This window comes from Micromonospora sp. WMMD956, from assembly GCF_029626125.1.
In the GTDB taxonomy this organism is placed as follows: domain Bacteria; phylum Actinomycetota; class Actinomycetes; order Mycobacteriales; family Micromonosporaceae; genus Micromonospora; species Micromonospora carbonacea.
The window spans coordinates 4,562,756-4,584,614 of record NZ_JARUBI010000005.1 but is presented as its reverse complement, the minus strand read 5'-3'; the positions used below and the strand labels follow the sequence as shown (position 1 = coordinate 4,584,614).

Genomic DNA, 21,859 nt, shown 5'->3' with positions numbered 1-21,859 from the left:
TTCGGCATTGTGCGGGCCATGACGAAGCGGAACCAGGCCGTCGGCGCGTACGGGGAAAGCTGCGCCGTCCGGCACCTGATCGGAGCCGGGCTGCGCCCGGTCGCCCGCAACTGGCGCTGCCCCGCCGGTGAGATCGACATCATCGCCTGGGACGGCCCCGTGCTCGCCTTCTGCGAGGTGAAGACCCGGCGCACCACCGACTACGGGACGCCGGCCGAGGCGGTCGTGCCGGCGAAGGCGCGGCGGCTGCGGGGGCTGGCGGTCCGCTGGCTCGCCGAGACCGGCACCAGGGCCGGCGAGGTGCGCTTCGACGTCCTCTCCGTCGAGCTGCCCGACGCCGGCGCGGCCCGGGTCGAGCACCTCAAGGGCGCGTTCTGATGGGCGGCCGGGCGTGAGCTACGCGAAGGTGCTCTGCGTCGGCCTGGTCGGGGTGACCGGGCACGTGGTGGAGGTGGAGGCCGACCTCGCCCCGGGGCTGCCGGCCGTGGCGATCTCCGGCCTGCCGGACACCGCCCTGCACGAGGCCCGCGACCGGGTCCGCGCCGCGATCGTCAACTCCGGCCAGCGCTGGCCCAACCGGCGGATCACCCTCAACCTGCTGCCGGCCACGCTGCCGAAGTTCGGTTCGGCCTTCGACCTGGCGATCGCGGTGGCGCTGCTCGGCGGCTCCGGGGAGCTGCCGCTGCTGCCGCTGGAACGGGTGGTGGTCCTCGGGGAGCTGGGGCTCGACGGCACCGTCCGGCCGGTGCGCGGGGTGCTGCCCATGGTGGCCGCCGCCGCGCGGGCCGGGCTGCACCGGGTGGTCGTCCCGGTGGGCAACGCCGCCGAGGCGGCGGTCATCCCGGGCGTCCGGGTCCGCGCCGTGGACACGCTGCACCGGCTGGTCGGCTTCGTCCGGGACGGCACGCCGCTGATCGAGCCGCCCGGCCCCGCCCCGGCGGAGGGGCCGGGCGGTCCGGACCTGGCGGAGGTCGCCGGGCAGGCGCTGGGCCGGCGGGCCCTGGAGGTGGCCGCCGCCGGCGGGCACCACCTGGCGCTGTTCGGGCCGCCCGGCGCGGGCAAGACCATGCTCGCCGAGCGCCTGCCGTCGATCCTGCCCGAGCTCGACGACGACGCGGCGCTGGAGGTCACCGCGCTGCACTCGATCGCCGGGCTGCTGCCGGCCCACGGCCACCTGCTGCGCCGTCCGCCGTTCCAGGCCCCGCACCACACCGCCACGGTGGCCGCGCTGGTCGGCGGCGGGTCCGGGCTGGCCCGCCCCGGCGCCGTGTCGCTCGCCCACCGTGGGGTGCTGTTCCTCGACGAGGCGCCGGAGTTCGGCAAGGGGGCACTGGAGTCGCTGCGGCAGCCGCTGGAGCACGGCCGGGTGCAGCTCGCCCGCAGCCGGGGCGGCACCGAATACCCGGCCCGCACGCAGCTCGTCCTCGCCGCCAACCCCTGCCCGTGCGCGCGGCCGGCCGGCGACACGTACTGCGAGTGCTCCCCGCTGGCCCGCCGGCGCTACCTCGGCCGGCTCTCCGGCCCGCTGCTGGACCGCATCGACGTGCAGGTGACCCTCCCGCCGCTGCGGGCGGCGGAGCTCATGGAGGCGGGGGGCACGGGCGAGTCGTCGGCGACGGTCGCGGCCCGGGTGGCCGCCGCCCGCCGGGCCGCGGCGGACCGCTGGGCGGACAGCGGCTGGCGGGTCAACGCCGAGGTGCCCGGCCCCCGGCTGCGCCGGCCGCCGTGGCGGCTGCCCGAACGGGACACCCGGGAGCTGCGCGGGCGGCTCGACTCCGGGTCGCTGTCGGCGCGCGGCTTCGACCGGGTCGTCCGGTTGGCGTGGACGGTCGCCGACCTCGACGGGCGGGACCGCCCGCACGCCGACGACGTCCGGGAGGCGCTGCAACTGAGAATGGGGGACGGAGCGTGAGCAGCGACGACGACCGGCTGGCCCGGGTGGCGTTGACCTGGTTGACCGAGCCCGGCACCCGGTCGGTGCACCGGCTGGTCGAGCAACTCGGCGCGGTCGGCGCGCTGGAGCTGCTCCTGGGCGGCGGGGCACCGGAGGATCGGCTGCGCGCCGCCGTGGCCGCCCGCAGCCGGGACGGGGACGCCCGGGCCGTGGCGGCCGACGCCCTGGCCCGCGCGGTCCGGCTGGGCGCCCGGCTCGTCATCCCCGCCGACGGGGAGTGGCCCGCCACCGTCGAGCATTTGCGCCGGCTGGCCCTGCCCGGCACCACCCGCCGGGTGGACGTCGAGACCGCGCCTCCGCTCTGCTTCTGGGTTCGTGGCGCGTGGCCGCTCGGCGACGCGCTGGACCGGGCGGTCTCGGTGGTCGGCGCGCGGGCCGCCACCCCGTACGGGGTGCACGTCGCCACCGAGCTGGGCTACGGGCTGGCCGACCGGGACTGGACAGTGGTCTCCGGCGGTGCGTTCGGCATCGACGCGGCGGCGCACCGGGGCGCGCTCAACGCGGGCGGGCTGACGGTGGCGGTGCTCGCCTGCGGGATCGACCGGCCGTACCCGATGGGCAACGCCGCGCTGTTCGACCGCATCGGCGAGGCCGGGTTGCTGGTCAGCGAGTGGCCGCCCGGGGCGGAGCCGTTGCGCCCCCGGTTCCTCGTCCGCAACCGGGTGATAGCGGCGGCGACCCGGGGGACGGTGCTGGTGGAGGCGTCGGCCCGCAGCGGAGCGACGCAGACCCTCAACCGGGCCCTCGCCGCCGGCCGGCACGCCATGGTGGTGCCGGGGCCGGTCACCTCCGCCATGTCGGTCGGCGCCCACGAGCTGCTGCGCGAGCACCCGTCGGCCCGGCTGGTCACCGGCGTGGCGCACGTGCTGGAGGAGGTCGGCCGGATCGGTGCCGATCTCGCCCCGCCCGCGCGCGCCCCACAGCGGCCCCGGGACCTGCTCGACGACGAGGCGACGCAGGTGCTGGAGTCGATGCCCCGGCGCGGGGCGACCGGCGTCGACCGGTTGGCCGCGCGCGCCGGGGTGGACGTCCGGACCGCCCTGCGCAAGCTCTCCCTGCTGGAGGAGCTGGGCCTGGTGCGCCGCCGCGCCGACGGATACGCGCTGGCCACCGGTGCCGCGCCGGCGTCGGGGACGTGACGGGTGCCGGTCCTGCACCCCGTCGGCGCCCGGCCGGGCTCGCCGCGCGCCCGTAAGCTGGGCCGGTGCGAGGCTACGGACGGGCGCGGCGGCGGGCGGCGGGCACGCGGGGCTGTCCCCGGTGAGCCGCGCCGGTCCCGGCAGCAGGGCGACGCACGCGGCCCTGCCCACGCCGATGCGGGAGGCGGTCGACGACTTCGCCGACTACCTGGCCCGCGTGCGCAACCGGTCGGCGCACACCGTCCGCGCGTACGTCGGCGACCTGGTCTCCCTGCTGGACCACGCCGCCCGGATGGGCTGCGCCGAGGTGGCCGACCTCGACCTGGGCGTGGTGCGCAGCTGGCTGGCGAAGCAGCGCACGACCGGGGCCGCCCGCACCACGATGGCGCGGCGGGCCGCCGCCACGCGCGCCTTCAGCGCGTGGGCGCAGCGCGCCGGGCTGACCCCCACAGACGTGGCCGCGTCGCTGGCCAGCCCCCGCGCCCACCGGGAGCTGCCGACGGTGCTCCGCGCCGATCAGGCGGCCGCCCTGATGCGGGCGCCGGCCGGCCCCGGGGCCCCGGGGCCGGCCGGCGCGCCCGCGGCGGGACCCGGTTCCGCCCGGGTCCCCCCGGCCGGGCCCACCGGCGGCGGGGAGCGGGAGGCGGCGGTGGCGCACGGGGTGCTGCTGCGGGACCGGGTCCTGCTCGAACTGCTCTACGCCACCGGCGTGCGGATCAGCGAGGCATGCGGCCTGGACACCACCGACGTGGACCACGGCCGCCGCGTGGTGCGGGTGCTCGGCAAGGGCCTCCGGGAACGGTCCGTGCCGTACGGGGTGCCGGCGCAACGCGCCCTCGACGAGTGGCTGCGGGCCGGGCGGCCCGCCCTGGCGGGTCCCGGTTCGGGCGACGCCCTGCTGCTCGGGGCGCGGGGCGGGCGGCTGCACCCGACGACGGCGCGGCGGGTCGTCGCCGGGCACGCCGAGGCCGCCGGTCTGCCCCGGACCACCCCGCACGGGCTGCGCCACTCGGCCGCCACCCACCTGCTGGAGGGCGGCGCGGACCTGCGGGCGGTGCAGGAGCTGCTGGGGCACTCGTCGCTGGGCAGCACCCAGATCTACACCCACGTGTCGGTCGAGCGGCTGCGGGCCGCGTACCGGCAGGCCCACCCGCGCGCCTGAGCCGGCCTCCCGCCCCGGCGGCGGGGGCCCGGTGCGGCCCGGTCCTCGTCGGGGGGCACCGCCCACCGTGCCCGGCTACGATCATCGGATGAGCGCGCCGCAGCCGCCCGACCCCCTTCCCGGTGCCCGGCTGCTCTTCTCGCTGGACCCGGCGGTGAGCCACCTCAACCACGGCTCGTTCGGCGCGGTGCCGGTCAACGTGCAGCGCGTCCAGCAGCGGCTGCGCGACGAGATGGAGGCGAACCCGCTGCGCTTCTTCGGGCTCAGCCTGGTGGACCGGATCACCCACACCCGCCGGCACCTGGCCGCCTTCCTCGGCGCCGACCCGGACGGCACCGCCCTGGTCGGCAACGCCACCACCGGCGTCGCCGTGGTGCTCCAGTCGCTGGGCCTGCGCCCCGGCGACGAGGTGGTCACCACCGACCACGGCTACGGCGCGGTCGGCTTCTCCGTCGACCGCGAGTGCCGGCGCACCGGGGCGACCCGGCGCATCCTGCCGGTGCCGTTGACCGCGACAGACGAGCAGGTCGTCGAGATCGTCCGCGCCGGGCTGCGCCCCGGCCGCACGAAGCTGCTCGTCGTCGACCAGCTCACCTCCGCCACCGCCCGCCTGTTCCCGGTCGCCGCGGTCGTCGCGGCGGCGCACGCCCACGGGGTGCCGGTGCTCGTCGACGCCGCCCACGCGCCGGGCATGCTGGCCACCCCCGTGGCGGGCATCGGCGCGGACTTCTGGGTGGGCAACCTGCACAAGTGGGGGTACGCCCCGCGCGGCACCGCCGCGCTGGTGGTGGCGTCGCCGTGGCGGGACCGGATGGAGCCGCTGGTGGTCTCGTGGGAGCAGGATGCCGGCTTCCCCGGCAACGTCGAGTGGCAGGCGACCCTGGACTACACGTCGTGGCTCGCCGCGCCGGCCGGCGTCTGGACCCTGCGCAGCCTCGGCGTCGAGCGGGTACGCGCGCACAACGCCGCGCTTGCCGCGTACGGGCAGCGGGTGCTGGGGGACGCGCTGGGGGTGCCGCCGGCCGACCTGCCGGAGCCCGGCGGGCCGACGGTCGCCATGCGGATCGTCCCGCTGCCGGACGGGCTGGCCACCACGATCGACGCCGCCCGCGCGCTGCGCGAACGGATCGCCGAGGAGTTGTCGGCCGAGGTGGCGGTGATGGCCTGGGCCGGTCGCGGCTGGCTGCGGGTGTGCGGCCAGGTCTACAACACCCCGGACGAGTACGAACGCCTCGCCGCACGGCTGCCGGCGCTGCTCGCCCGGCGCTGACGACCGACCCGTGCTGCCCTCTTCCCGCCATGCCGCCAGACCCCGACGGCCGCGCCGGGCCGGCGACGCGGGGGGCGCACCGTGGGACCGGGCTGCCGCCATGCCGGCGGCATGGGGGCACCGTGGGACCCGGCTGCCGCCAGGTCGCTGGCGTGACGCCCGCTGAGGCGAGCGCGACCGGGGCAGCCGAGCGTCCCGGGCCAGGGGGCGACGGTCAGAGCGGCAGCAGCCGGACGGGGCCGAGGCCGAGCAGCGCCGTCGGGTCGAGGTACTCCTCGCCCCGGCGCAGGCCCCAGTGCAGGCAGGCCCGGTCCGGGCAGCCCGCGTGCCCGGGTTCCAGCCGGCCCAGCGACGCCCCCGCGGCCACCCGGTCGCCGACCCGGACGCCGGGCGTCACCGGCTCGTAGGTGGTCCGCAGCCCGGCGCTGTGCCCGACGGTGATCACCGGTCGGCCGGCGACCTGCCCGGCGTGGAGCACCACCCCGGGCCCGGCGGCGCGGACCACGGCACCCGGCTCGGCGATCAGGTCGACGCCCCGGTGCCCGGGCAGCCACGGCTGCGGCGGCGGCTCGAAGCGGCGGGCGGGTCGCGGCACCCCGTCGAGCGGCCACCCGAAGGCAGGCAGTCCGGAACCGGGTCCGGCGACGACCGGGCCCACGGCGACCGCACCAGCGACGACCGCACCGGCGACGACCGGGCCCACGGCGACCGGACCGGCGACGACGGGGTCGACGGCGACCGGGACCGAAAGGGCCGCACCGGCGACGACCGGGATCGAGGTGACCGGGCCGGGGGCGGCAGCGGCGGCGAGGGCGAGACCGCAGAGGACGACCCCGGCCGCCGCCGGCCGTGGTCGGTGCGGGGCCGGCGCGCCCCCGGTCCGGACCGCGCCGGGGCCGCCCGTGCCGTTGCTCCTGTCCGGGCCGGGACCGCCCGGCGCGTGCCTCGTCCGCATGTCCGGCAGCGTGCCGGAAGGCCGGGGTGGCCGCCACCGATGACGGCTCGCCTGTGGACAGCCGGCGTCGTTGTGGACAACCCCCGCCCGGCCCGATGATCTGCTATGGCCGGTGGGCGCGGACCGCGTCGGGCGGTGCCGGTGGACGCGGCCACCGCAGGCGGGGCGGCGGGGTGGGCTCCGCCGCCCGGCGGGCGGCGGCGGGGCGCGGTGGCGGTGGGGACGGCTGGCGCAGCCGGCAGTGCGCGGGTCGGGTGGGGCCCGACGGCTGGCGCAGCCGGCAGGACGCGGGTCGGGTGGAGCCCGACGCCCGACGGGGCGGTGCGGCCGTCAGCCGCCGAAGCCGGAGTCGGCCGGCAGGGAGATGTCGGGCTTCTCCAGCTCCTCGACGTTGACGTCCTTGAACGTCATCACCCGGACATTCTTGACGAACCGGGCCGGACGGTACATGTCCCACACCCAGGCGTCGTGCATCTCGACCTCGAAGTAGACCTCGCCGTCGGAGTTGCGCACGTGCAGGTCCACCTGGTTGGCCAGGTAGAAGCGGCGCTCCGTCTCCACCACGTACGAGAACTGACGGACGATGTCGCGGTACTCCCGGTAGAGCTGGAGCTCCATCTCGGTCTCGTACTTCTCGAGATCTTCCGCGCTCATCGCACTCCGCCTTCCATGACCACATCCTCCCCCACCGGCGCGGGAGGTCGGGGCTGCTCGCCCAACGCCACGCCGACGGTACCCCCTGACACGTCGAAACGCTCCATCGGCTCGACCGGCCGCGCACCCACCGGACGGCGGGATCTGGGTGGCCGCCCGTCCAGGCCGGAAACGGTGGCCACATTGACGTACGAGAACCTGTGTTCCCGGCACGGGCCGCGCTCCCGCAGGGCCGCCGTGTGCTCCGCGGTGACGTAGCCCTTGTGCTCGGCGAAGCCGTAGCCGGGGTACGACGCGTCCAGCTCGACCATGATCCGGTCCCGGGTCACCTTGGCGAGCACGCTGGCCGCCGCGACGCAGGCCGCCACCCGGTCGCCCTTCCACACCGCGAGCCCCGGCACGTCCAGGCCGTCGACGCCGAAGCCGTCGGTCAGCACGTAGTCCGGCCGGGTCGCCAGCGAGGCGAGGGCCCGGCGCATCGCGGCGAGGTTGCACACGTGCAGGCCCCGGGCGTCGACCTCGTCGGCCGGGATCACCACCACCGCGTACGCGAGGGCGCGGGCGACCACCTGGTCGTAGACGCGCTCCCGGCTGGCCGGGGTGAGCAGCTTGGAGTCGGCCAGCCCGTCGATCTCGCCCCGCCGCCCCTCCGGCAGCACCGCCGCCGCGGCGACGAGCGGCCCCGCGCAGGCCCCGCGCCCGGCCTCGTCGGCGCCGGCCACGTGCCGGAAGCCCCGGCGTTGCAGGGCGCGCTCCAGCGCGTACAGCCCGGCCTCCCGGCGCACGACGGTGCGCGGCGGGGTCAGCACGGCGCGCCCCCGGCGGTGGACCCGACGTCGGCGGACCCGGCGGACCCGGCGGGTGCGGCGGGTGCGGCGGACCCGGCGGGCGGGGGCGGCGGGTCGGCCGGCTCGGGGCGCGCGGCGAGCGCCCGGCGCAGCAACGCCGGCAGGTCGGCCGGGTAGTAGCGCTCGGTCGTGGCCGCCAACTCGTCGAGCGGCCACCAGCGGTGCCCGGTGATGCTGGCCCGCTCGACGGCGTCGAGGCCCGCCGTGTCGACCTCCCACCCTGCCACGCGGGCCAGGAAGAACTGCTGCTCCTGCTCGTAGTAGGCGGCACCGAACGGGAACCGGATCCGCTCCTGCTCCACCGGCTCGCCCAGCTCGGCCGGGGTCAGCCGCAGGCCCGTCTCCTCGGCCAGCTCCCGGGCGGCGGCCGCCGCCGGGGACTCCCCCGGCTCCAGCCCGCCGCCGGGGGTCAGCCAGTATCGGTGGTCGGGCCGCGCCGGGTCGTGCCCGGCGAGGAGCAGCACCCGGCCGGCGGCGTCGACGAGCAGCACGCGCGCCGCGCGTCGGGGGGTGTAGACCGTCACCGCCCCAGCCTGCCAGACGCCGCGCCGGACGCCCATGCCCACCCGGGGGCCGCTGGGGTCGCGCGGGTCAATCAGGGGTTGGGTACGTCGTCGAACGACTTCGGCACGGTGAGCCACGTGGCCCGGTCGACCGGCCAGAAGACGGTGAACGCCCGCCCGACCACCTGGTCCTCGGGAATGGTGGCGCTGTCGATGTTCTGACCCGACTGCTGCCAGTGCTCCAGCGAGTCGCCGGACGCCGACCGGTGGTCGCCCATCACCCACAGCCGCCCCTGCGGCACGGTGATGTCGAACTCCTGGTCGGCGGCCTTGTCCTGCTGGCCGTTGGCCGAGTAGATGTACGGCTCGTCGATCGGCTTGCCGTTGATCATGATCCGCTCCTGCGGGTCGCAGCAGACCACGTGGTCGCCGCCGACGCCGATCACCCGCTTGATGAAGTCCTCGCCGTCGGGGTTGCCGCTCCACTCGGTCGGTGCCTTGAACACCACGACCTCGCCCCGGTGCGGTGACCGGAAGTCGTAGACCAGCTTGTTGACCAGCACCCGATCGTTGATCTGGAGGGTGTTCTCCATGGACGGCGACGGGATGTAGAAGGTCTGGAGCACGAAGGCCCGCACCAGCACCGCTACCAGGATCGCCACGCCCAGGAGGATGGGCAGCTCCTTCCAGAAGGAGCCGCTCTTCTTGTCGGTCTGCTCGTCAATCACGGGTGGAGCCTACGTCGCCGCAGGCGGACCGGCCGCCCGGAACGCGCGAGAACGGACAGCGCAGCCGAGACCGGTAGGAGCAGCAGCACACCGCCCGTGCCGCTGGGCCGCACCGGGGCCAGGGGCTGCCCGGCCGCCGGGGTGGGCCCGGTGACCGTCGCGAAGGTCTCCGGCACCGGCAGCGACGCCCACCGCGACGACGGCCAGACCACCGCGAACGCCCGGCCGACGACGTTCTCGATCGGCACCGGGCCCTGGCAGCGGGCGTCCTGGGAGACGAGCCGGTGGTCGCCCATGACGAAGATCTGGCCGGGCGGGACGACCACCTCGTCGAAGCGCCGCGACCGGCACTCGGCGGGGTTGGGCGGCAGGTCCAGCGGCGAGTCGCGGATCACGTACGGCTCGTCGAGCGGGATGCCGTTGACGGTGACCCGGCCCTGGGCGTCGCAGCAGCGGACCCGGTCCCCGGGCACGCCGATCACCCGCTTGATGAAGTCCTTCTCGCCGGGGCGGCTCACGCCGACCAGGTCGCCGACGGTGCGGCCGAACTTGCCGACGATCCCGGGCTCGGGCTCCTGGACCTCCTGGGCGACCCACTTGTCGGTGCCCCGGAAGACCACCACCTCGCCGCGCTGCGGGTCGCGGACGTCGTAGACGACCTTGTTGACCAGCACCCGGTCGTTGACGAGCAGGGTGTCCTCCATGGAGCCGGAGGGGATGAAGAACGCCTGGAGCAGGAAGGTGCGGATCAGCACCGCCAGGCAGAAGGCGACGACCAACAGCAGCGGCAGCTCCTGCCACAGCGGCATCTGCCGGCGGGACCGTCGTTCCCGCCGACGCCACGGATCGACCGCGTCGCCCTCGTCAAGCGTGCGCACCATGCCACTCCCCGGTTCGCAGAAACGCCACTACCGCCCGGGAGCCTCGACGAGGCCCCACGGGCGGTAGTGGGACGATCCGCGACCACGGCTGACGCCGCGACGCATCGATGCCCGCCTGCGCCCGTGCGACCAGCGTAACCGGGCCGGGCCCGTACGACATCCGCGCAGCTCAGGCGGCGTGGCGAGCGGGAAGTCAGCTAGGCTGCTTCTCGCGGCGCTCCTTGATCTTGGCCTTCTTGCCCCGCAGCTCGCGCAGGTAGTAGAGCTTGGCGCGGCGCACGGCGCCACGGGTCACGATCTCGATCCGGTCGATCGCCGGGCTGTTCACCGGGTAGGTCCGCTCGACACCCACGCCGAAACTCATCTTGCGGACCGAGAAGGTCTCGCGCAGGCCGTCACCCTGGCGGCGGATGACGACGCCCTGGAAGATCTGGACCCGGGACCGGCTGCCCTCGACGACCCGCGCGTGCACCTTGACGGTGTCACCGGCGCGGAACTGGGGGATGTCGACCCGCTTCGACTGGGCGTCAAGGGCGTCCAGGATGTTCATCGCTGTGTCCTCGTGAGGCTCACGGCGCACCGTCAGTCGGTGCGCGGATGGGTGATTCTGATCCCCGGGTGGCGACCGCGGGCGGCCCCGGTCGAGGATCCTCGCAGCCGCCCGCGGCGCGGGCGGCTACGGCAACCTCCCTACTTTGCCACATCCCCCGCCGGCAGCGGAAATCCGGCCCGGTCCAGGGCCGCCCGGTCCCGTTTGTCCAGGCTCGCCGGGTCGAGCGCGGCGAGCAGGTCGGGCCGGCGGGCGGCGGTGCGGGTCAGCGCCTCGTCGCGCCGCCAGCGGGCGATCCGGCCGTGGTCGCCGGAGCGCAGCACCTCCGGCACCTCGTGCCCGCGCCAGCTCGCCGGCTTGGTGTACATCGGCGCCTCCAGCAGCCCGTGGGCGTGCGACTCGTCGTCGAGCGAGCCGGCGTTGCCGAGCACCCCGGGCAGCAGCCGGGTCACGGCCTCCAGGATCACCAGCACGGCCACCTCGCCGCCGAAGAGCACGTAGTCGCCGAGGGAGACCTCCGTCACCCGCATCCGGGTCGCGGCGTGGTCGAGCACCCGCTGGTCGATGCCCTCGTACCGGCCGCAGGCGAAGAGCAGGTGCGACTCGGCGGCCAGCTCGTGCGCCATGGCCTGCGTGAACGGCTCGCCGGCCGGCGACGGCACCAGCAGCCGGGGCAGGGTCACGCCGTCCGGGGCCAGCTCGGCCGGGGCGAGGGCGTCGAGCGCCTCGCCCCACGGCTCGGGCCGCATCACCATCCCGGGCCCGCCCCCGTAGGGCGTGTCGTCGACCGTGCGGTGCACGTCGTGGGTCCAGCTCCGCAGGTCGTGTACGGCCAGCCGCAGCGTCCCGGCGGCCCGGGCCCGGCCGATCAGCGACAGGTCGAGCGGGGCGAGGTACTCGGGGAAGATCGACACGACGTCGACGCGCATGCGCGGGTGCTCCAGGGGCCTAGAGGTCGAGCAGGCCGCCGGGCGGGTCGACGACGACGCGACCGCCGGCGAGGTCGACCTCGGGCACGATCGCCCTGACGAACGGGATGAGCGCGGTGCGCCCCTCGGGGCGGCGCAGCACCAGCAGGTCGGACGCGGGCGCGTGGTCGATCTTGACCACCTCGCCGAGGTGCTCACCGGCCGGGGTGACCGCCGCCAGCCCGACGAGCTGGTGGTCGTGGAACTCCTCCGGGTCCTCCGGCGGGGCGACGTCGGCGCTGTCCACCCCCAGCAGGGTGCCGCGCAGCGCCTCGGCGACGTCGCGCTCCAGCACGCCCTCGAAGGCGACCAGCAGCCGCCCCTGGTGCCAGCGGGCGGACTCGACGGTCAGCGCGGCCGGGACCCGGAACGGCACGCCGGGGCCGGGGGCCGGGTTGGCCGGCGGCGTCGCGCCCGGCTCGGTAGCGAGTACCGAGCCGGGCGCGAAGCGTGCCTCGGGCTCGTCGGTGCGCACCTCGACGGTGACCTCACCACGGATGCCGTGCGGCTTGCCGATCCGGCCGACGATGAGCCGCATCAGTACGAGTCGACGATGTCGACGCGCACGCCGCGCCCACCGATGGAGCCGATCACCTGGCGCAGCGCCTTGGCGGTCCGGCCGGACCGCCCGATCACCGTGCCGAGGTCCTCCGGGTGCACGCGGACTTCCAGCCGCTTGCCCCGACGGTTGTCGACCAGCCGGACCCGGACGTCGTCCGGGTGGTCGACGATGCCCTTGACCAGGTGCTCAAGCGCCGGACGCAGTGCCATGTCAGGCCTGCTCGCCGGCGGCGTCCGCCGCGGGCTGCTCCTCGGCCTTCGGCGCCTGCTCGGCGGCCGGGGCCTCGGCCTTGGCGGCCTTCTTGGCCGGCTTCGTCGGGGCGTCGGCCAGGCCGGCGGCGGCCTTCGCCTCGGCCTCGTACGCCGCCTTGCGGTCGGCGCGCTCGGCGGCGACCTTCAGCGGCGGCGGGGCCGGCAGGCCCTTGAACTTCTGCCAGTCACCGGTCAGCTCCAGCAGGCGCTGCACGGCGTCGCTCGGCTGCGCGCCGACGGACAGCCAGTACTGGACCCGCTCCGACTTGACCTCGATCACCGAAGGGTCCTCCTTCGGCTGGTACACACCGACGAACTCGATCGCGCGACCGTCACGCTTGGAGCGCGAGTCGGCGACGACGATGCGGTACTGCGGGTTGCGGATCTTGCCCATCCGCAGGAGCCGGATCTTTACGGCCACAGTTGTTTCGCTCCTGTTGCGATCTCACCGGCCCGGTCCGGGCGGTGCACGGGTGAGCGCCGACCGGCACAGTGGGGTTGGGCCGGAGACTGCTCGGTGGACTGGCGACGCGCCCGGGGTAGAGGGCGCCGGACGCGCGCCGGATACCAGCGACCCATTCTGCCAGATCGGGCCGGGATTCCTCACATCGGCCGGCCGGGCCGCCGCCCGGCGGCACGGGAACGCGCGTTTCGCGCTGTTTGTGGCGGTTCGCGTCAGCGGGCGGGCGGCCGGTCCCAGCCCGGCGGCAGCGCGCTCGGCACGTCCCAGCCGGGCGGCGGGACGAAGTCGCACCAGGTGCCGTCGAACGGGAACTCACCGGCCTCGGCGCGGGCGATCACCCGCTTCCCCTCGGCCCGGACCGCGGCCTCGTCGGCCACCCAGTAGTCGGCGGGGAAGGCCAGCCGCTCGGCGAACTCCTCCTCGTCCTTCCACTCCCAGGTGCGGTCGGGCCGGATCACCACGTCGAGATCCTGGTCGACCATGTCCACCCCGGCCAGGTCACCGTCGTCCCAGCGCACGCCGGGCTCCTCCAGGTTGACGTACCAGTGGCTGAACCGGCCCGCGGCGTCGGAGAACCACCAGACGGAGTGCGCCTCGCCCACGGGCAGGAACTTCAGCAGCGCCGGCCCGTTCCACCGCCCGCGGGCCAACCGGTACGACGAGGTGATCCACTCGGTGAACGGCACCGCCCGCATGCCGAGCCCGGCCGAGGTCACCTCGTTGGCCACCGGCGAGTCGCGGGCCACGTAGAGCAGCAGGCCACGCTCGTCGTCGCTGACCACCCGCCCCGTCCGGACCCAGCCGATCCGTCCGTGCCGGACGTTGCGGTGCACGATCAGCCGGCCGGGCGCGAACCTCATGGCACCGACCCTATCGGTCTGGCGGCACCGGCCGGCCGCCCCTCTTTCCACGGCGGTGGGTCAGTAGGCGCGGGCCAGGATCGCGACCAGGTCCGGCTCGTCCTCCGAGTCGGGGACGGAGCCGTCGGCGCGCAGCAGGCAGCGCACCGTCACGCCCTGGCCGTTCGCCTCGGCCTCGCCGGCCACGCCGACCGCCGACCACGGCACGCGGGCCCAGCCGGTGGCGGCCGCCTCGATCGCCTCGGCGAGCGTGGCCACCTCCACGGTGCGGGACCGGCGGTGGTCCAGGGCCTGATCGTGCAGGGCGCGCTGGTCGGCCTCCAGGGCGGCCAGCACCGCGCCGACCACGTCGGCGACCGGGGTCGGGGACTTCGAGCCGTCCGTGCGCCGGACCACGACCGCGTTGCCGGCGGCCAGGTCGCGGGGGCCGACCTCCACGCGTACCGGATAGCCGCGCAGCTCGGCGTCGACGGCCCGGCGGCCGAACGCGGTGTCGGTGCGGTCGTCGAGCGCGACCCGGACCCCGGCGTCGCGCAGGCCGTCGCGCAGCTTGGCCGCCGCCTCGCCGACGCCCTCGCCGTCCTTGACGATCATCACGTACGCCTGCACGGGCGCCAGCTTCGGCGGGACCCGCAGGCCGTTGTCGTCGCCGTGGGCCATGATCAGGCCGCCGAGCATCCGGGTCGAGGTGCCCCACGACGTCGTCCACGCGTGCTCCCGGCCGCCCTCGGCCGAGGAGTAGCTGATGTCGAACGCCTTGGCGAAGTTCTGCCCCAGCTCGTGACTGGTGCCGAGCTGGAGGGCCTTGCCGTCGCCCATCATGCCCTCGCACGTGTAGGTGGCGGTGGCCCCGGCGAAGCGCTCCCGGGCGGTCTTGAGGCCCACCACGACCGGGATGCCGAGCACGTTGACCATCAGGTCCTCGTACGCCTCGTGCAGGATCTTGCGGGCGTAGGCGCGGGCGTCCTCACGGGTGGCGTGGGCGGTGTGCCCCTCCTGCCAGAGGAACTCGCTGGTGCGCAGGAACACGCGCGGGCGCAGCTCCCAGCGGACCACGTTCGCCCACTGGTTGAGCAGCAGCGGCAGGTCCCGGTAGGAGTCGATCCACTTGGCCATGAACTCGCCGATCACCGTCTCGCTGGTGGGGCGCACCACCACCGGCTCGGCGAGCTGCTTGCCGCCGCCGTGGGTGACCACCGCCAGCTCCGGCGAGAAGCCCTCGACGTGCTCGGCCTCGCGCTTGAGGTAGCTCTCCGGGATGAACAGCGGGAAGTACGCGTTCTCCGCGCCGGCCGCCTTGATCCGGGCGTCCATCTCGGCCTGCATCCGCTCCCAGATGGCGTAGCCGGCCGGTCGGATGACCATGGTCCCGCGGACCGGGCCGTTGTCGGCCAGCTTCGCCTTGGCGATCAGGTCCTGGTACCAGCGGGGAAAGTCCTCCGCACGGGGAGTGAGCACGCGTGCCATGACCGCACATCCTATGCGCCCCGCCACACGACGCCGTCATCGGGCGCGCTCCCGCCCCGCGCCGTCCCCGCCGGGGCCGGATCGTCACCCGGCGCGGCAAGGGCCCGTTCGGCGGCGCGCGGGCCACGACACCACTCAGGCCGGCCGTAGACTTCGGCCACGATGGGTGAAGTGAGGGACGCCGCCCGGCAGCGGCTGCGCGACGGCATCGTCGACGCCGCCCGGGCGCAGACGATCGCCGAGGGCTGGGACGGCGTGCGGATGGGCGGGGTGGCCGCCGCCGCCGGGGTGAGCCGGCAGACGGTCTACAACGAGTTCGGCACCAAGGCGGGGCTGGCCGAGGCGCTGGCCCGGCGCGAGGTGGACCGGTTCGTCACCGACGTGCGGGCCCGCCTCGACGAGCACGGCGACGACCTGCGCGCGGCGGCGTACGCGGCGATCGCGCACACCCTCGCCGCGGCGGCCGACAACCCGCTGATCAAGGCGATCCTGACCAGCGCCCGGGGCGGGTCCGACGAGCTGCTGCCCTACCTGACGACGCGCGCCGAGCTGGTGCTCACCGAGTCGACCGCCGCGCTGCTGGAGTGGGCCGGCGGCCACCTGCCCGCCGCCGACCCGGCCGCGCTGGCGTTCGCCGCCGACACCGTCGTCCGGCTGGTGGTCAGCCACATCGTGCTGCCCCGCTCCCCCGTCGAGCAGACCGCCGACGCCCTGGCCACGCTGGCCACCCGCCTCTTCGCCCCGCTCCCCTGACCCCCGCCCCCTGGCCCCACGCCTCCCTGGCCCGCGCTCCCCTGACCAGCGCCGCGCGGGGCGGCGCCGCGACGGTCAGCGCAGCACCCGGCCGCGCAGGACGATGCGGCTCGGGGTGCGCACCACGCCCAGGTCGCGGCGGGGGTCGGTGGGATAGACCGTGAGGTCGGCCAGGCCGCCCTCGACGAGGCCGGGGAAGCCGAGCCACTCCCGGGCCCGCCAGGAGGCGGCGGCGAGGACGTCCACCGCCGGCATGCCGGCCTGGGAGTGCAGCAACAGCATCTCCTCGGCGGCCAGCCCGTGATCGATGCCGCCGCCCGCGTCCGTGCCGACGTAGATCGGCACCCCCGCCTCGTACGCCGACCGGACCACCTCGGGGAAGCGGTCGCGCAGGGCGAGCATGTGGTCTGCGTACCCGGGGAACTTCGCGCGGGCCTGCTCGGCGATCCCGCCGAACGTCCGGATGTTGATCATCGTGGGGACCAGGGCGGTGCCCTGCCGGGCCATCAGGTCGATCAGGTCGAGGCTCAGCCCGGTGCCGTGCTCGACGGAGTCCACCCCGGCCCGCACCATGATCTCGACGCCCGCCTCGGAGAACGTGTGCACCGCCGCGCGGGCCCCCGCGGCGTGCGCGGCGGCGACGGCGGCGGTCATCGTGTCGGCGTCCCAGGCCGGCGCGAGGTCGCCGGTGCCCCGGTCGATCCAGTCGCCGACCAGCTTGACCCAGCCGTTGCCGGCGGCGGCCTGTGCGGCGACGGTGGCGGCCACCTGCGGCGCGTCGACCTCGACCCCGATGTCGCGCAGGTAGCGGCGCGGCGGGGCGACGTGCCGGCCCGCGCGGGCCAGTCGCGGCAGCCCCGGGTCGTCGTCGAGCTCGGGGTACGGGTACGGCGAGCCCGCGTCCCGGATGGCGAGGACCCCGGCGTCGACGTCGACGTGGGCCGCCGCGCGGGCCTGGTCGAGGGAGGTGATCGGGGCGCCGCCCCGGGCGATGCCGAGGTGACAGTGGGCGTCGGTCAGCCCGGGGAGCACGAAACCGCCGTCGACGACGGTCTCGGCGCCGGGCACCGGGTCGAAGGTGACCCGGTCGCCGACCAGCCACAGGTCCCGGACCTCGTCGTCGGGCAGGAGCACACCGCGCACATGCAGAGCCATGCGCACAGTCCTACCCGATCACTCCCCCTCCGTGGCGAGCAGCCCGTCCCGACGGACGGTCAGGGCCGGCAGGTCGACGGAGACCTTCCACGTCAGCTCCGTGACGAAGAGGTCCTCGGTGTGGGTGATCTGCTCGTACTCGCGGCCACCGGCGGCGAGCGCGTATTCCGTCAGCGTGACGCGCTCCTGGAGCGGGTCCACCACCCAGTACGACCGGACCCCGGCGTGCGCGTAGACCTTCGCCTTGTCGTACATGTCGCGGAAGGTGGAGGTCGGCGAGACGACCTCGACGGCGAGCAGCGCGTCCTCGACGGGGACGGGCGAGCGGTCGGCGTGCCGGCGGCGGATGACGACGACGTCGGGGCGCGGCTCGTTGCGGCGGTCGACCCGCATCGACAGGTCGAAGCTCACCAGGTGTTCCGGCGGGCAGTTGACTCGAAGCGCGAGCAACAGGCGGACACGGAGGTCCTGGTGCAGGGCAGTCGGCGACGGCACGACCAACCTTCCGTTGATCAGTTCGTACGGAAGGTCCTTCGGCAGGTCACCGAGGTCGTCGACCGTCCACTCGTGCCGTTCGGGCAGGATGGGCGCTGCGGTCATGACATCTCCTCCGAGGGGGCGACGACCACCCTAAGCGCCGAGGCCGTCGCCCACCGTCACCGACACGCGTCAGCGGGGCCGGCCGTCGCCCTTGCCGAACTTGTTGAAGTCGATCTTCGGCAGCTTGAAGCCCGGGGGCAGGCCCTGGCCGCCGGCCAGGTCGCCCGGGTCCAGGCCCGGCGGGAGCTGCGGCATGCCGCCCGGGAACCCGCCCGGCATCCCCGCGCCCGCCCCGGCACGCGGCCGGTTGCCGCCCTTGGTGCCCTTGCGCTTGTTCTTGGGCGACTTGGTCGCCTTGCGCCGGCCGCCGCCGGGCAGGCCCATCATGCCGCCCATCTGCTTCATCATCTTCTGCGCGTCGGCGAAGCGGTTGAGCAACTGGTTGACGTCCATCACGGTGACGCCGGAGCCGTTCGCGATGCGGGCCCGGCGCGAGCCGTTGATGATCTTCGGGTTGGTGCGCTCGGCCGGGGTCATCGACCGGATGATCGCGGTGACCCGGTCGAAGTGCTTGTCGTCCAGCTCGGCGAGCTGGTCCTTCATCTGCCCCATGCCGGGCATCATGGCCAGCACGTTGGCGATCGGGCCCATCCGGCGCACCGCGATGAGCTGGTCGAGGAAGTCCTCCAGGGTGAACTGCTCGCCGCCCATCAGCTTGGCGGTCATCTTCTCCTTCTGATCGGAGTCGAAGGCCGCCTCGGCCTGCTCGATCAGAGTGAGGACGTCGCCCATGCCGAGGATCCGGCTGGCCATCCGGTCGGGGTGGAAGACGTCGAAGTCCTCCAGCTTCTCGCCGGTGGAGGCGAACAGGATCGGCTGGCCGGTCACCTCGCGCACCGACAGCGCGGCGCCGCCCCGGGCGTCGCCGTCGAGCTTCGACAGCACCACGCCGGTGATGCCGACGCCGTCGCGGAACGCCTCGGCGGTGCGTACGGCGTCCTGACCGACCATCGCGTCGATGACGAAGATGACCTCGTCGGGGTCGACCGCGTCGCGGATGTCGGCGGCCTGCCGCATCATCTCGGCGTCGATGCCGAGCCGGCCGGCGGTGTCGACGATGACGATGTCCCGGGCCGCCCGCTTCGCGTGCTCGATCGAGGCGCGGGCCACCTGCACGGGGTCGCCAGTGCCGTTGCCGGGCTCCGGGGCGTACACCTCGACGCCGGCCCGGCCGCCGAGCACCTGGAGCTGCCCGACGGCGTTGGGGCGCTGGAGGTCGGCGGCGACCAGCAGCGGCTGGTGCCCCTGGGTCTTGAGCCAGCGGGCCAGCTTGCCGGCCAGGGTGGTCTTGCCGGAGCCCTGGAGGCCGGCGAGCATGATCACCGTCGGCGGCTGCTTGGCGAACTGGAGCCGCCGCCCCTCGCCGCCGAGGACGTTGATCAGCTCCTCGTTGACGATCTTGACGATCTGCTGGGCCGGGTTGAGCGCCTGGGAGACCTCCGCGCCGCGCGCCCGCTCCTTGACGTTCGCGATGAAGCCCTTGACCACCGGCAGGGCGACGTCGGCCTCCAGCAGCGCCAGGCGGATCTCGCGCGCCGTGGCGTCGATGTCGGCGTCCGTGAGCCGGCCCTTGCCGCGGAGCTTGGTGAAGATCCCGGAGAGGCGGTCACTCAAGGTGTCAAACACGCGAACATCCCGTTTGTCAGTGTTTCGGCGGGCACAACGCGACCGGGCGCAGGTGTCCGGCCATGGCTAGGGTAGCCCGCCGGCCGCACCCGCGCTCCGGCCCGCCCGGCACCGCGCTCGCGGGGATCGGCGGTTAGCAGGGGGCCCTTCCTCTACCGGAAGCGTTAACAAGGGGCCCCTCCTTACACCGAGCCGAGGACGGCGGCCTCCAGGCGGGCCCGCTCGTCGTCCGGCGGCCAGCCACCCACCAGGTAGAACGCGTCCACCACGTCCCCGCCGAGGGTGGAGATCCGGGCCGCGCGCACCTGCGCGCCCGCCTCGTCGAGGGCGCAGGTCACCCGGTAGAGCAGACCGGCCGCGTCGGCGGCGCGCAGCTCCAGCACCACCGCGTCGGTGGCCGCGTCCCGGTGCCACACGACCCGGGGGGCCGCGCCGGAGCCGCGCGCGGCCAGCGCCCGGCCGCGCAGCCGCTGGGTGACCGAGACGTCCCCGGCGACCGCCCGGCGCAGGTCACCGGCGAGCGCGATCGGGTCGGGCGGCAGGCCGTAGCGGGGCTGCACCCGGCACTCCACCAGGGCCCGGCCGTCGACGGTCGAGGCGTCGGCGGAGAGCACCTCCAGCCGGTGCAGGGCCAGGCAGCCGGCCACCGTCGCGAGCAGGCCGCGCCGGTCCGCCGCGGCCACCGCCACCCGGTCCCCCGTCAGGTGTACGACCGGCAGCGGCCCGTCGAGCAGCGCCGGGTCGGGGTCGGGCGGGGCGGGCAGCACGCCGGTGTCCAGCGCGGTGCGGACCCGGGCGACCAGCTCGGCGACGAGGCGGCCCTTCCAGTCCGACCAGGCGGCCGGGCCGGTGGCCGCCGCGTCGGCGCGGACCAGGGCGTGCAGCAGGTCGAGGGTGGCGCCGTCGCCGACAGCCTCGGCGACCCGGGCGATGGTCACCGGGTCGGACAGGTCGCGGCGGGTGGCCACGTCGGGCAGGAGCAGGTGCAGCCGGACCAGCGTGCCGATGAGCGCCACCTCGGGCTCGGGCAGGCCGATCCGGGCCACCACGGCCTCGGCCAGCGGCGCGCCGACGGTGCTGTGGTCACCGGGCAGCCCCTTGCCGATGTCGTGCAGGAACGCGCCGAGCAGCAGCAGGTCCGGCCGGTCCACGTCGCGGGTGTGCCGGCTCGCCTCGTACGCGGCCTGCACCAGGTGCCGGTCGAGGGTGTAGCGGTGCACGGGGTTGTGCTGGGGCAGGCTGCGCAGCCGGGTCCACTCGGGCAGCCAGCCGTCGATCAGCCCGTACCGGTCGCAGGTCTCCCAGGCGGGGACGAGGCCGGGCCCCGCGCCGAGCAGGGTGATGAGCGCGGCGCGGGCCTCCGCCGGCCAGGGCGACGGCAGCGGCGGGCAGTAGGCGGCCAGCCACTCGCAGGTGGCCCGGGCGATGGGCAGCCGCGTGGTGGCCGCCGCGGCGGCCATCCGCAGGGACAGGCTCGGGTCGGGGCGCGCGCCGATGGCGGTGCGGGCCAGCACCAGTTCCCCGTCGTGCTCGACGACGTCCCGGGCGACCGGGCGGCGCGCCGGGCGGGGGTCGGCCCCCCGGCGGCGGGAGCGCAGCCGGTCGGCGGCCCGCCAGGCGTCGTCGAGGGCGTGGCTGACGGTGCGGGCGTCGCCGGCGACGCGGCGCAGCAGCACGTCGCCGTCGTGCGGGGCCACGGCCCCTAAGGCGGCGTCGCCCGCCGGCTGGCGCAGGCCGAGCCGGGCGGCGACGCCGTCGCGTTCCTGGGCGACGAGCCGGTCGACGCGGCGGCCGGCCTGCGCGTGCAGGGCGTCGCGGGTGTCGAGCAGGCGCAGGTGGGCGGCCCGGACGGCAGGGCGCAGCGCGTCGGTGATGCCGGCGGTGGCGATGGCGCGCAGGATGCCCACGTCGCGCAGCCCGCCGGCGGCCTCCTTGAGGTCGCCTTCGAGCAGGAAGGCCAGCTCGCCGTGGGCCTGCCAGCGGGCCTCGGTGATCTCCCGTAGGGCGGGCAGCTGGCGGACGGCGGTGCGCCGCCAGTGGTCGGCGGCGGTGCGGGCCAGGGTGTCGGCGAGTTCCCGGTCGCCGGCGACGTAGCGGGCGTCGAGCAGGCCGAGGGCGACCTTCACGTCGTCCTGGGCCACGGACAGCGCCTCGGCCAGGGTCCGCACCGAGTGGTCGAGCCGCAGGCCGGCGTCCCAGATCGGATACCACAGCTTGGGGGCCAGCTCGTCCATGCCGGGCACCCCGGCGTGCACGAGCACCAGGTCGAGGTCGCCGTACGGGGCGCACTGCCGCCGCCCGAGCCCGCCCACGGCGACCAGCGCGATGCCGGAGCGGTCGGGCAGCAGCGGCGTCAGCCACCGGTCGAAGGCGGCGGCCCGCGCCCGGCGCGCGGCGTCCCCGATCCCCCCGGGAACGCCGACGACCTCGTTGACCAGGAGGTCCGCGTCACCGTCGCCGGCGCTGTCCGACGCGTCTCCCCTGATCAACGAGGTCATCTATGCGGGCCG

General features: G+C 75.6%; 23 protein-coding genes. 6 read left to right on the top strand and 17 right to left on the bottom strand.

Annotated features, from left to right (window positions below):
- The first annotated feature begins 18 nt into the window (after nt 1-18).
- The 5 genes from O7628_RS20800 to O7628_RS20780 all read left to right on the top strand — a co-directional run bounded on the left by O7628_RS20800 (nt 19) and on the right by O7628_RS20780 (nt 5,525).
- Nucleotides 19-378 carry a YraN family protein gene (locus O7628_RS20800; RefSeq protein ID WP_278132926.1) on the top strand — a complete coding sequence of 120 codons (360 nt, stop codon included), beginning with the start codon at nt 19-21 and terminating at the stop codon, nt 376-378.
- A gap of 13 nt (nt 379-391) precedes the next feature.
- Entirely contained in the window at nt 392-1,912 is a 1,521-nt protein-coding gene (locus tag O7628_RS20795) for a YifB family Mg chelatase-like AAA ATPase (RefSeq protein WP_278132925.1), read from the top strand.
- Entirely contained in the window at nt 1,909-3,093 is a 1,185-nt protein-coding gene (locus O7628_RS20790) for a DNA-processing protein DprA (protein ID WP_278132923.1), read from the top strand. Before O7628_RS20795 ends, O7628_RS20790 begins: the two co-directional genes overlap by 4 nt.
- Nucleotides 3,094-3,268: 175 nt before the next feature.
- On the top strand, nt 3,269-4,255 hold the full coding sequence (locus O7628_RS20785) for a tyrosine recombinase XerC (protein WP_278136367.1): 987 nt from the start codon (nt 3,269-3,271) through the stop codon (nt 4,253-4,255).
- An 88-nt stretch (nt 4,256-4,343) separates the two neighbouring features.
- On the top strand, nt 4,344-5,525 hold the full coding sequence (locus tag O7628_RS20780) for an aminotransferase class V-fold PLP-dependent enzyme (RefSeq protein ID WP_278132921.1): 1,182 nt from the start codon (nt 4,344-4,346) through the stop codon (nt 5,523-5,525).
- A gap of 214 nt (nt 5,526-5,739) precedes the next feature.
- On the opposite strand, the gene O7628_RS20775 is transcribed toward O7628_RS20780, so the two are convergent.
- From O7628_RS20775 to proS, 13 genes are all read right to left on the bottom strand, one after another.
- Nucleotides 5,740-6,480 (bottom strand): M23 family metallopeptidase, encoded by a 741-nt coding sequence (locus tag O7628_RS20775; protein ID WP_278132919.1) that lies wholly within the window; start codon nt 6,478-6,480, stop codon nt 5,740-5,742.
- Between the two features lie 330 nt (nt 6,481-6,810).
- A complete protein-coding gene (locus O7628_RS20770; protein WP_007075222.1) occupies nt 6,811-7,134 on the bottom strand; it encodes a DUF2469 domain-containing protein in 324 nt (107 codons plus the stop codon).
- Nucleotides 7,131-7,943, bottom strand: a complete 813-nt coding sequence (locus tag O7628_RS20765) for a ribonuclease HII (protein WP_074473828.1) — start codon at nt 7,941-7,943, stop codon at nt 7,131-7,133. The genes O7628_RS20770 and O7628_RS20765 overlap by 4 nt, the downstream gene beginning before the upstream one ends.
- Complete coding sequence (locus O7628_RS20760; protein WP_278132916.1) at nt 7,937-8,506, bottom strand: NUDIX domain-containing protein; 570 nt, start codon at nt 8,504-8,506, stop codon at nt 7,937-7,939. Before O7628_RS20760 ends, O7628_RS20765 begins: the two co-directional genes overlap by 7 nt.
- A gap of 71 nt (nt 8,507-8,577) precedes the next feature.
- On the bottom strand, nt 8,578-9,213 hold the full coding sequence (gene lepB / locus O7628_RS20755) for a signal peptidase I (RefSeq protein WP_043962347.1): 636 nt from the start codon (nt 9,211-9,213) through the stop codon (nt 8,578-8,580).
- Nucleotides 9,210-10,094 (bottom strand): signal peptidase I, encoded by an 885-nt coding sequence (gene lepB, locus O7628_RS20750; RefSeq protein WP_278132914.1) that lies wholly within the window; start codon nt 10,092-10,094, stop codon nt 9,210-9,212. The genes lepB (O7628_RS20755) and lepB (O7628_RS20750) overlap by 4 nt, the downstream gene beginning before the upstream one ends.
- Nucleotides 10,095-10,287: 193 nt before the next feature.
- On the bottom strand, nt 10,288-10,644 hold the full coding sequence (gene rplS, locus O7628_RS20745) for a 50S ribosomal protein L19 (protein WP_043962345.1): 357 nt from the start codon (nt 10,642-10,644) through the stop codon (nt 10,288-10,290).
- Nucleotides 10,645-10,784: 140 nt separating this feature from the next.
- Nucleotides 10,785-11,573, bottom strand: coding sequence for a tRNA (guanosine(37)-N1)-methyltransferase TrmD (gene trmD / locus O7628_RS20740; protein WP_178063790.1), 789 nt, complete (start codon nt 11,571-11,573; stop codon nt 10,785-10,787).
- A gap of 19 nt (nt 11,574-11,592) precedes the next feature.
- Nucleotides 11,593-12,150 (bottom strand): ribosome maturation factor RimM, encoded by a 558-nt coding sequence (gene rimM, locus O7628_RS20735; RefSeq protein ID WP_074473824.1) that lies wholly within the window; start codon nt 12,148-12,150, stop codon nt 11,593-11,595.
- Nucleotides 12,150-12,383 carry an RNA-binding protein gene (locus O7628_RS20730; RefSeq protein ID WP_036374728.1) on the bottom strand — a complete coding sequence of 78 codons (234 nt, stop codon included), beginning with the start codon at nt 12,381-12,383 and terminating at the stop codon, nt 12,150-12,152. The genes rimM and O7628_RS20730 overlap by 1 nt, the downstream gene beginning before the upstream one ends.
- Nucleotide 12,384: 1 nt before the next feature.
- Complete coding sequence (gene rpsP / locus O7628_RS20725; RefSeq protein WP_074473823.1) at nt 12,385-12,846, bottom strand: 30S ribosomal protein S16; 462 nt, start codon at nt 12,844-12,846, stop codon at nt 12,385-12,387.
- 254 nt (nt 12,847-13,100) lie between these two features.
- Nucleotides 13,101-13,748 carry a DUF402 domain-containing protein gene (locus O7628_RS20720; RefSeq protein WP_278132906.1) on the bottom strand — a complete coding sequence of 216 codons (648 nt, stop codon included), beginning with the start codon at nt 13,746-13,748 and terminating at the stop codon, nt 13,101-13,103.
- Nucleotides 13,749-13,808: 60 nt separating this feature from the next.
- On the bottom strand, nt 13,809-15,215 hold the full coding sequence (proS, locus tag O7628_RS20715; RefSeq protein ID WP_278132905.1) for a proline--tRNA ligase: 1,407 nt from the start codon (nt 15,213-15,215) through the stop codon (nt 13,809-13,811).
- Nucleotides 15,216-15,377: 162 nt separating this feature from the next.
- On the opposite strand from proS, the gene O7628_RS20710 reads away from it, so the two are divergent.
- Nucleotides 15,378-15,968 carry a TetR family transcriptional regulator gene (locus tag O7628_RS20710; protein WP_278132903.1) on the top strand — a complete coding sequence of 197 codons (591 nt, stop codon included), beginning with the start codon at nt 15,378-15,380 and terminating at the stop codon, nt 15,966-15,968.
- A gap of 75 nt (nt 15,969-16,043) precedes the next feature.
- Here O7628_RS20710 and O7628_RS20705 read toward each other — a convergent pair whose 3' ends face one another.
- The 4 genes from O7628_RS20705 to O7628_RS20690 form a co-directional block, all read right to left on the bottom strand.
- Complete coding sequence (locus tag O7628_RS20705) at nt 16,044-17,123, bottom strand: amidohydrolase family protein (RefSeq protein WP_278132901.1); 1,080 nt, start codon at nt 17,121-17,123, stop codon at nt 16,044-16,046.
- 18 nt (nt 17,124-17,141) lie between these two features.
- Entirely contained in the window at nt 17,142-17,723 is a 582-nt protein-coding gene (locus O7628_RS20700; RefSeq protein ID WP_278132899.1) for a Uma2 family endonuclease, read from the bottom strand.
- Between the two features lie 69 nt (nt 17,724-17,792).
- Nucleotides 17,793-19,349 carry a signal recognition particle protein gene (gene ffh / locus O7628_RS20695; protein ID WP_278132898.1) on the bottom strand — a complete coding sequence of 519 codons (1,557 nt, stop codon included), beginning with the start codon at nt 19,347-19,349 and terminating at the stop codon, nt 17,793-17,795.
- Nucleotides 19,350-19,531: 182 nt separating this feature from the next.
- Nucleotides 19,532-21,847, bottom strand: coding sequence for a [protein-PII] uridylyltransferase (locus tag O7628_RS20690; protein ID WP_278132896.1), 2,316 nt, complete (start codon nt 21,845-21,847; stop codon nt 19,532-19,534).
- Nucleotides 21,848-21,859 lie beyond the last annotated feature (12 nt).

What these genes read in the sequence shown, in the direction of transcription:
- lepB (WP_278132914.1), bottom strand. Translation starts at nt 10,094, where the DNA reads ATGGTGCGCACGCTTGACGAGGGCGACGCGGTCGATCCGTGGCGTCGG.
- O7628_RS20705 (WP_278132901.1), bottom strand. Translation starts at nt 17,123, where the DNA reads ATGGCTCTGCATGTGCGCGGTGTGCTCCTGCCCGACGACGAGGTCCGG.
- O7628_RS20775 (WP_278132919.1), bottom strand. Translation starts at nt 6,480, where the DNA reads ATGCGGACGAGGCACGCGCCGGGCGGTCCCGGCCCGGACAGGAGCAAC.
- O7628_RS20730 (WP_036374728.1), bottom strand. Translation starts at nt 12,383, where the DNA reads ATGGCACTGCGTCCGGCGCTTGAGCACCTGGTCAAGGGCATCGTCGAC.
- O7628_RS20780 (WP_278132921.1), top strand. Translation starts at nt 4,344, where the DNA reads ATGAGCGCGCCGCAGCCGCCCGACCCCCTTCCCGGTGCCCGGCTGCTC.
- O7628_RS20785 (WP_278136367.1), top strand. Translation starts at nt 3,269, where the DNA reads ATGCGGGAGGCGGTCGACGACTTCGCCGACTACCTGGCCCGCGTGCGC.
- trmD (WP_178063790.1), bottom strand. Translation starts at nt 11,573, where the DNA reads ATGCGCGTCGACGTCGTGTCGATCTTCCCCGAGTACCTCGCCCCGCTC.
- O7628_RS20800 (WP_278132926.1), top strand. Translation starts at nt 19, where the DNA reads ATGACGAAGCGGAACCAGGCCGTCGGCGCGTACGGGGAAAGCTGCGCC.
- O7628_RS20700 (WP_278132899.1), bottom strand. Translation starts at nt 17,723, where the DNA reads ATGACCGCAGCGCCCATCCTGCCCGAACGGCACGAGTGGACGGTCGAC.
- rimM (WP_074473824.1), bottom strand. Translation starts at nt 12,150, where the DNA reads ATGCGGCTCATCGTCGGCCGGATCGGCAAGCCGCACGGCATCCGTGGT.
- rplS (WP_043962345.1), bottom strand. Translation starts at nt 10,644, where the DNA reads ATGAACATCCTGGACGCCCTTGACGCCCAGTCGAAGCGGGTCGACATC.
- O7628_RS20710 (WP_278132903.1), top strand. Translation starts at nt 15,378, where the DNA reads ATGGGTGAAGTGAGGGACGCCGCCCGGCAGCGGCTGCGCGACGGCATC.
- O7628_RS20690 (WP_278132896.1), bottom strand. Translation starts at nt 21,847, where the DNA reads ATGACCTCGTTGATCAGGGGAGACGCGTCGGACAGCGCCGGCGACGGT.
- proS (WP_278132905.1), bottom strand. Translation starts at nt 15,215, where the DNA reads ATGGCACGCGTGCTCACTCCCCGTGCGGAGGACTTTCCCCGCTGGTAC.
- O7628_RS20720 (WP_278132906.1), bottom strand. Translation starts at nt 13,748, where the DNA reads ATGAGGTTCGCGCCCGGCCGGCTGATCGTGCACCGCAACGTCCGGCAC.
- O7628_RS20770 (WP_007075222.1), bottom strand. Translation starts at nt 7,134, where the DNA reads ATGAGCGCGGAAGATCTCGAGAAGTACGAGACCGAGATGGAGCTCCAG.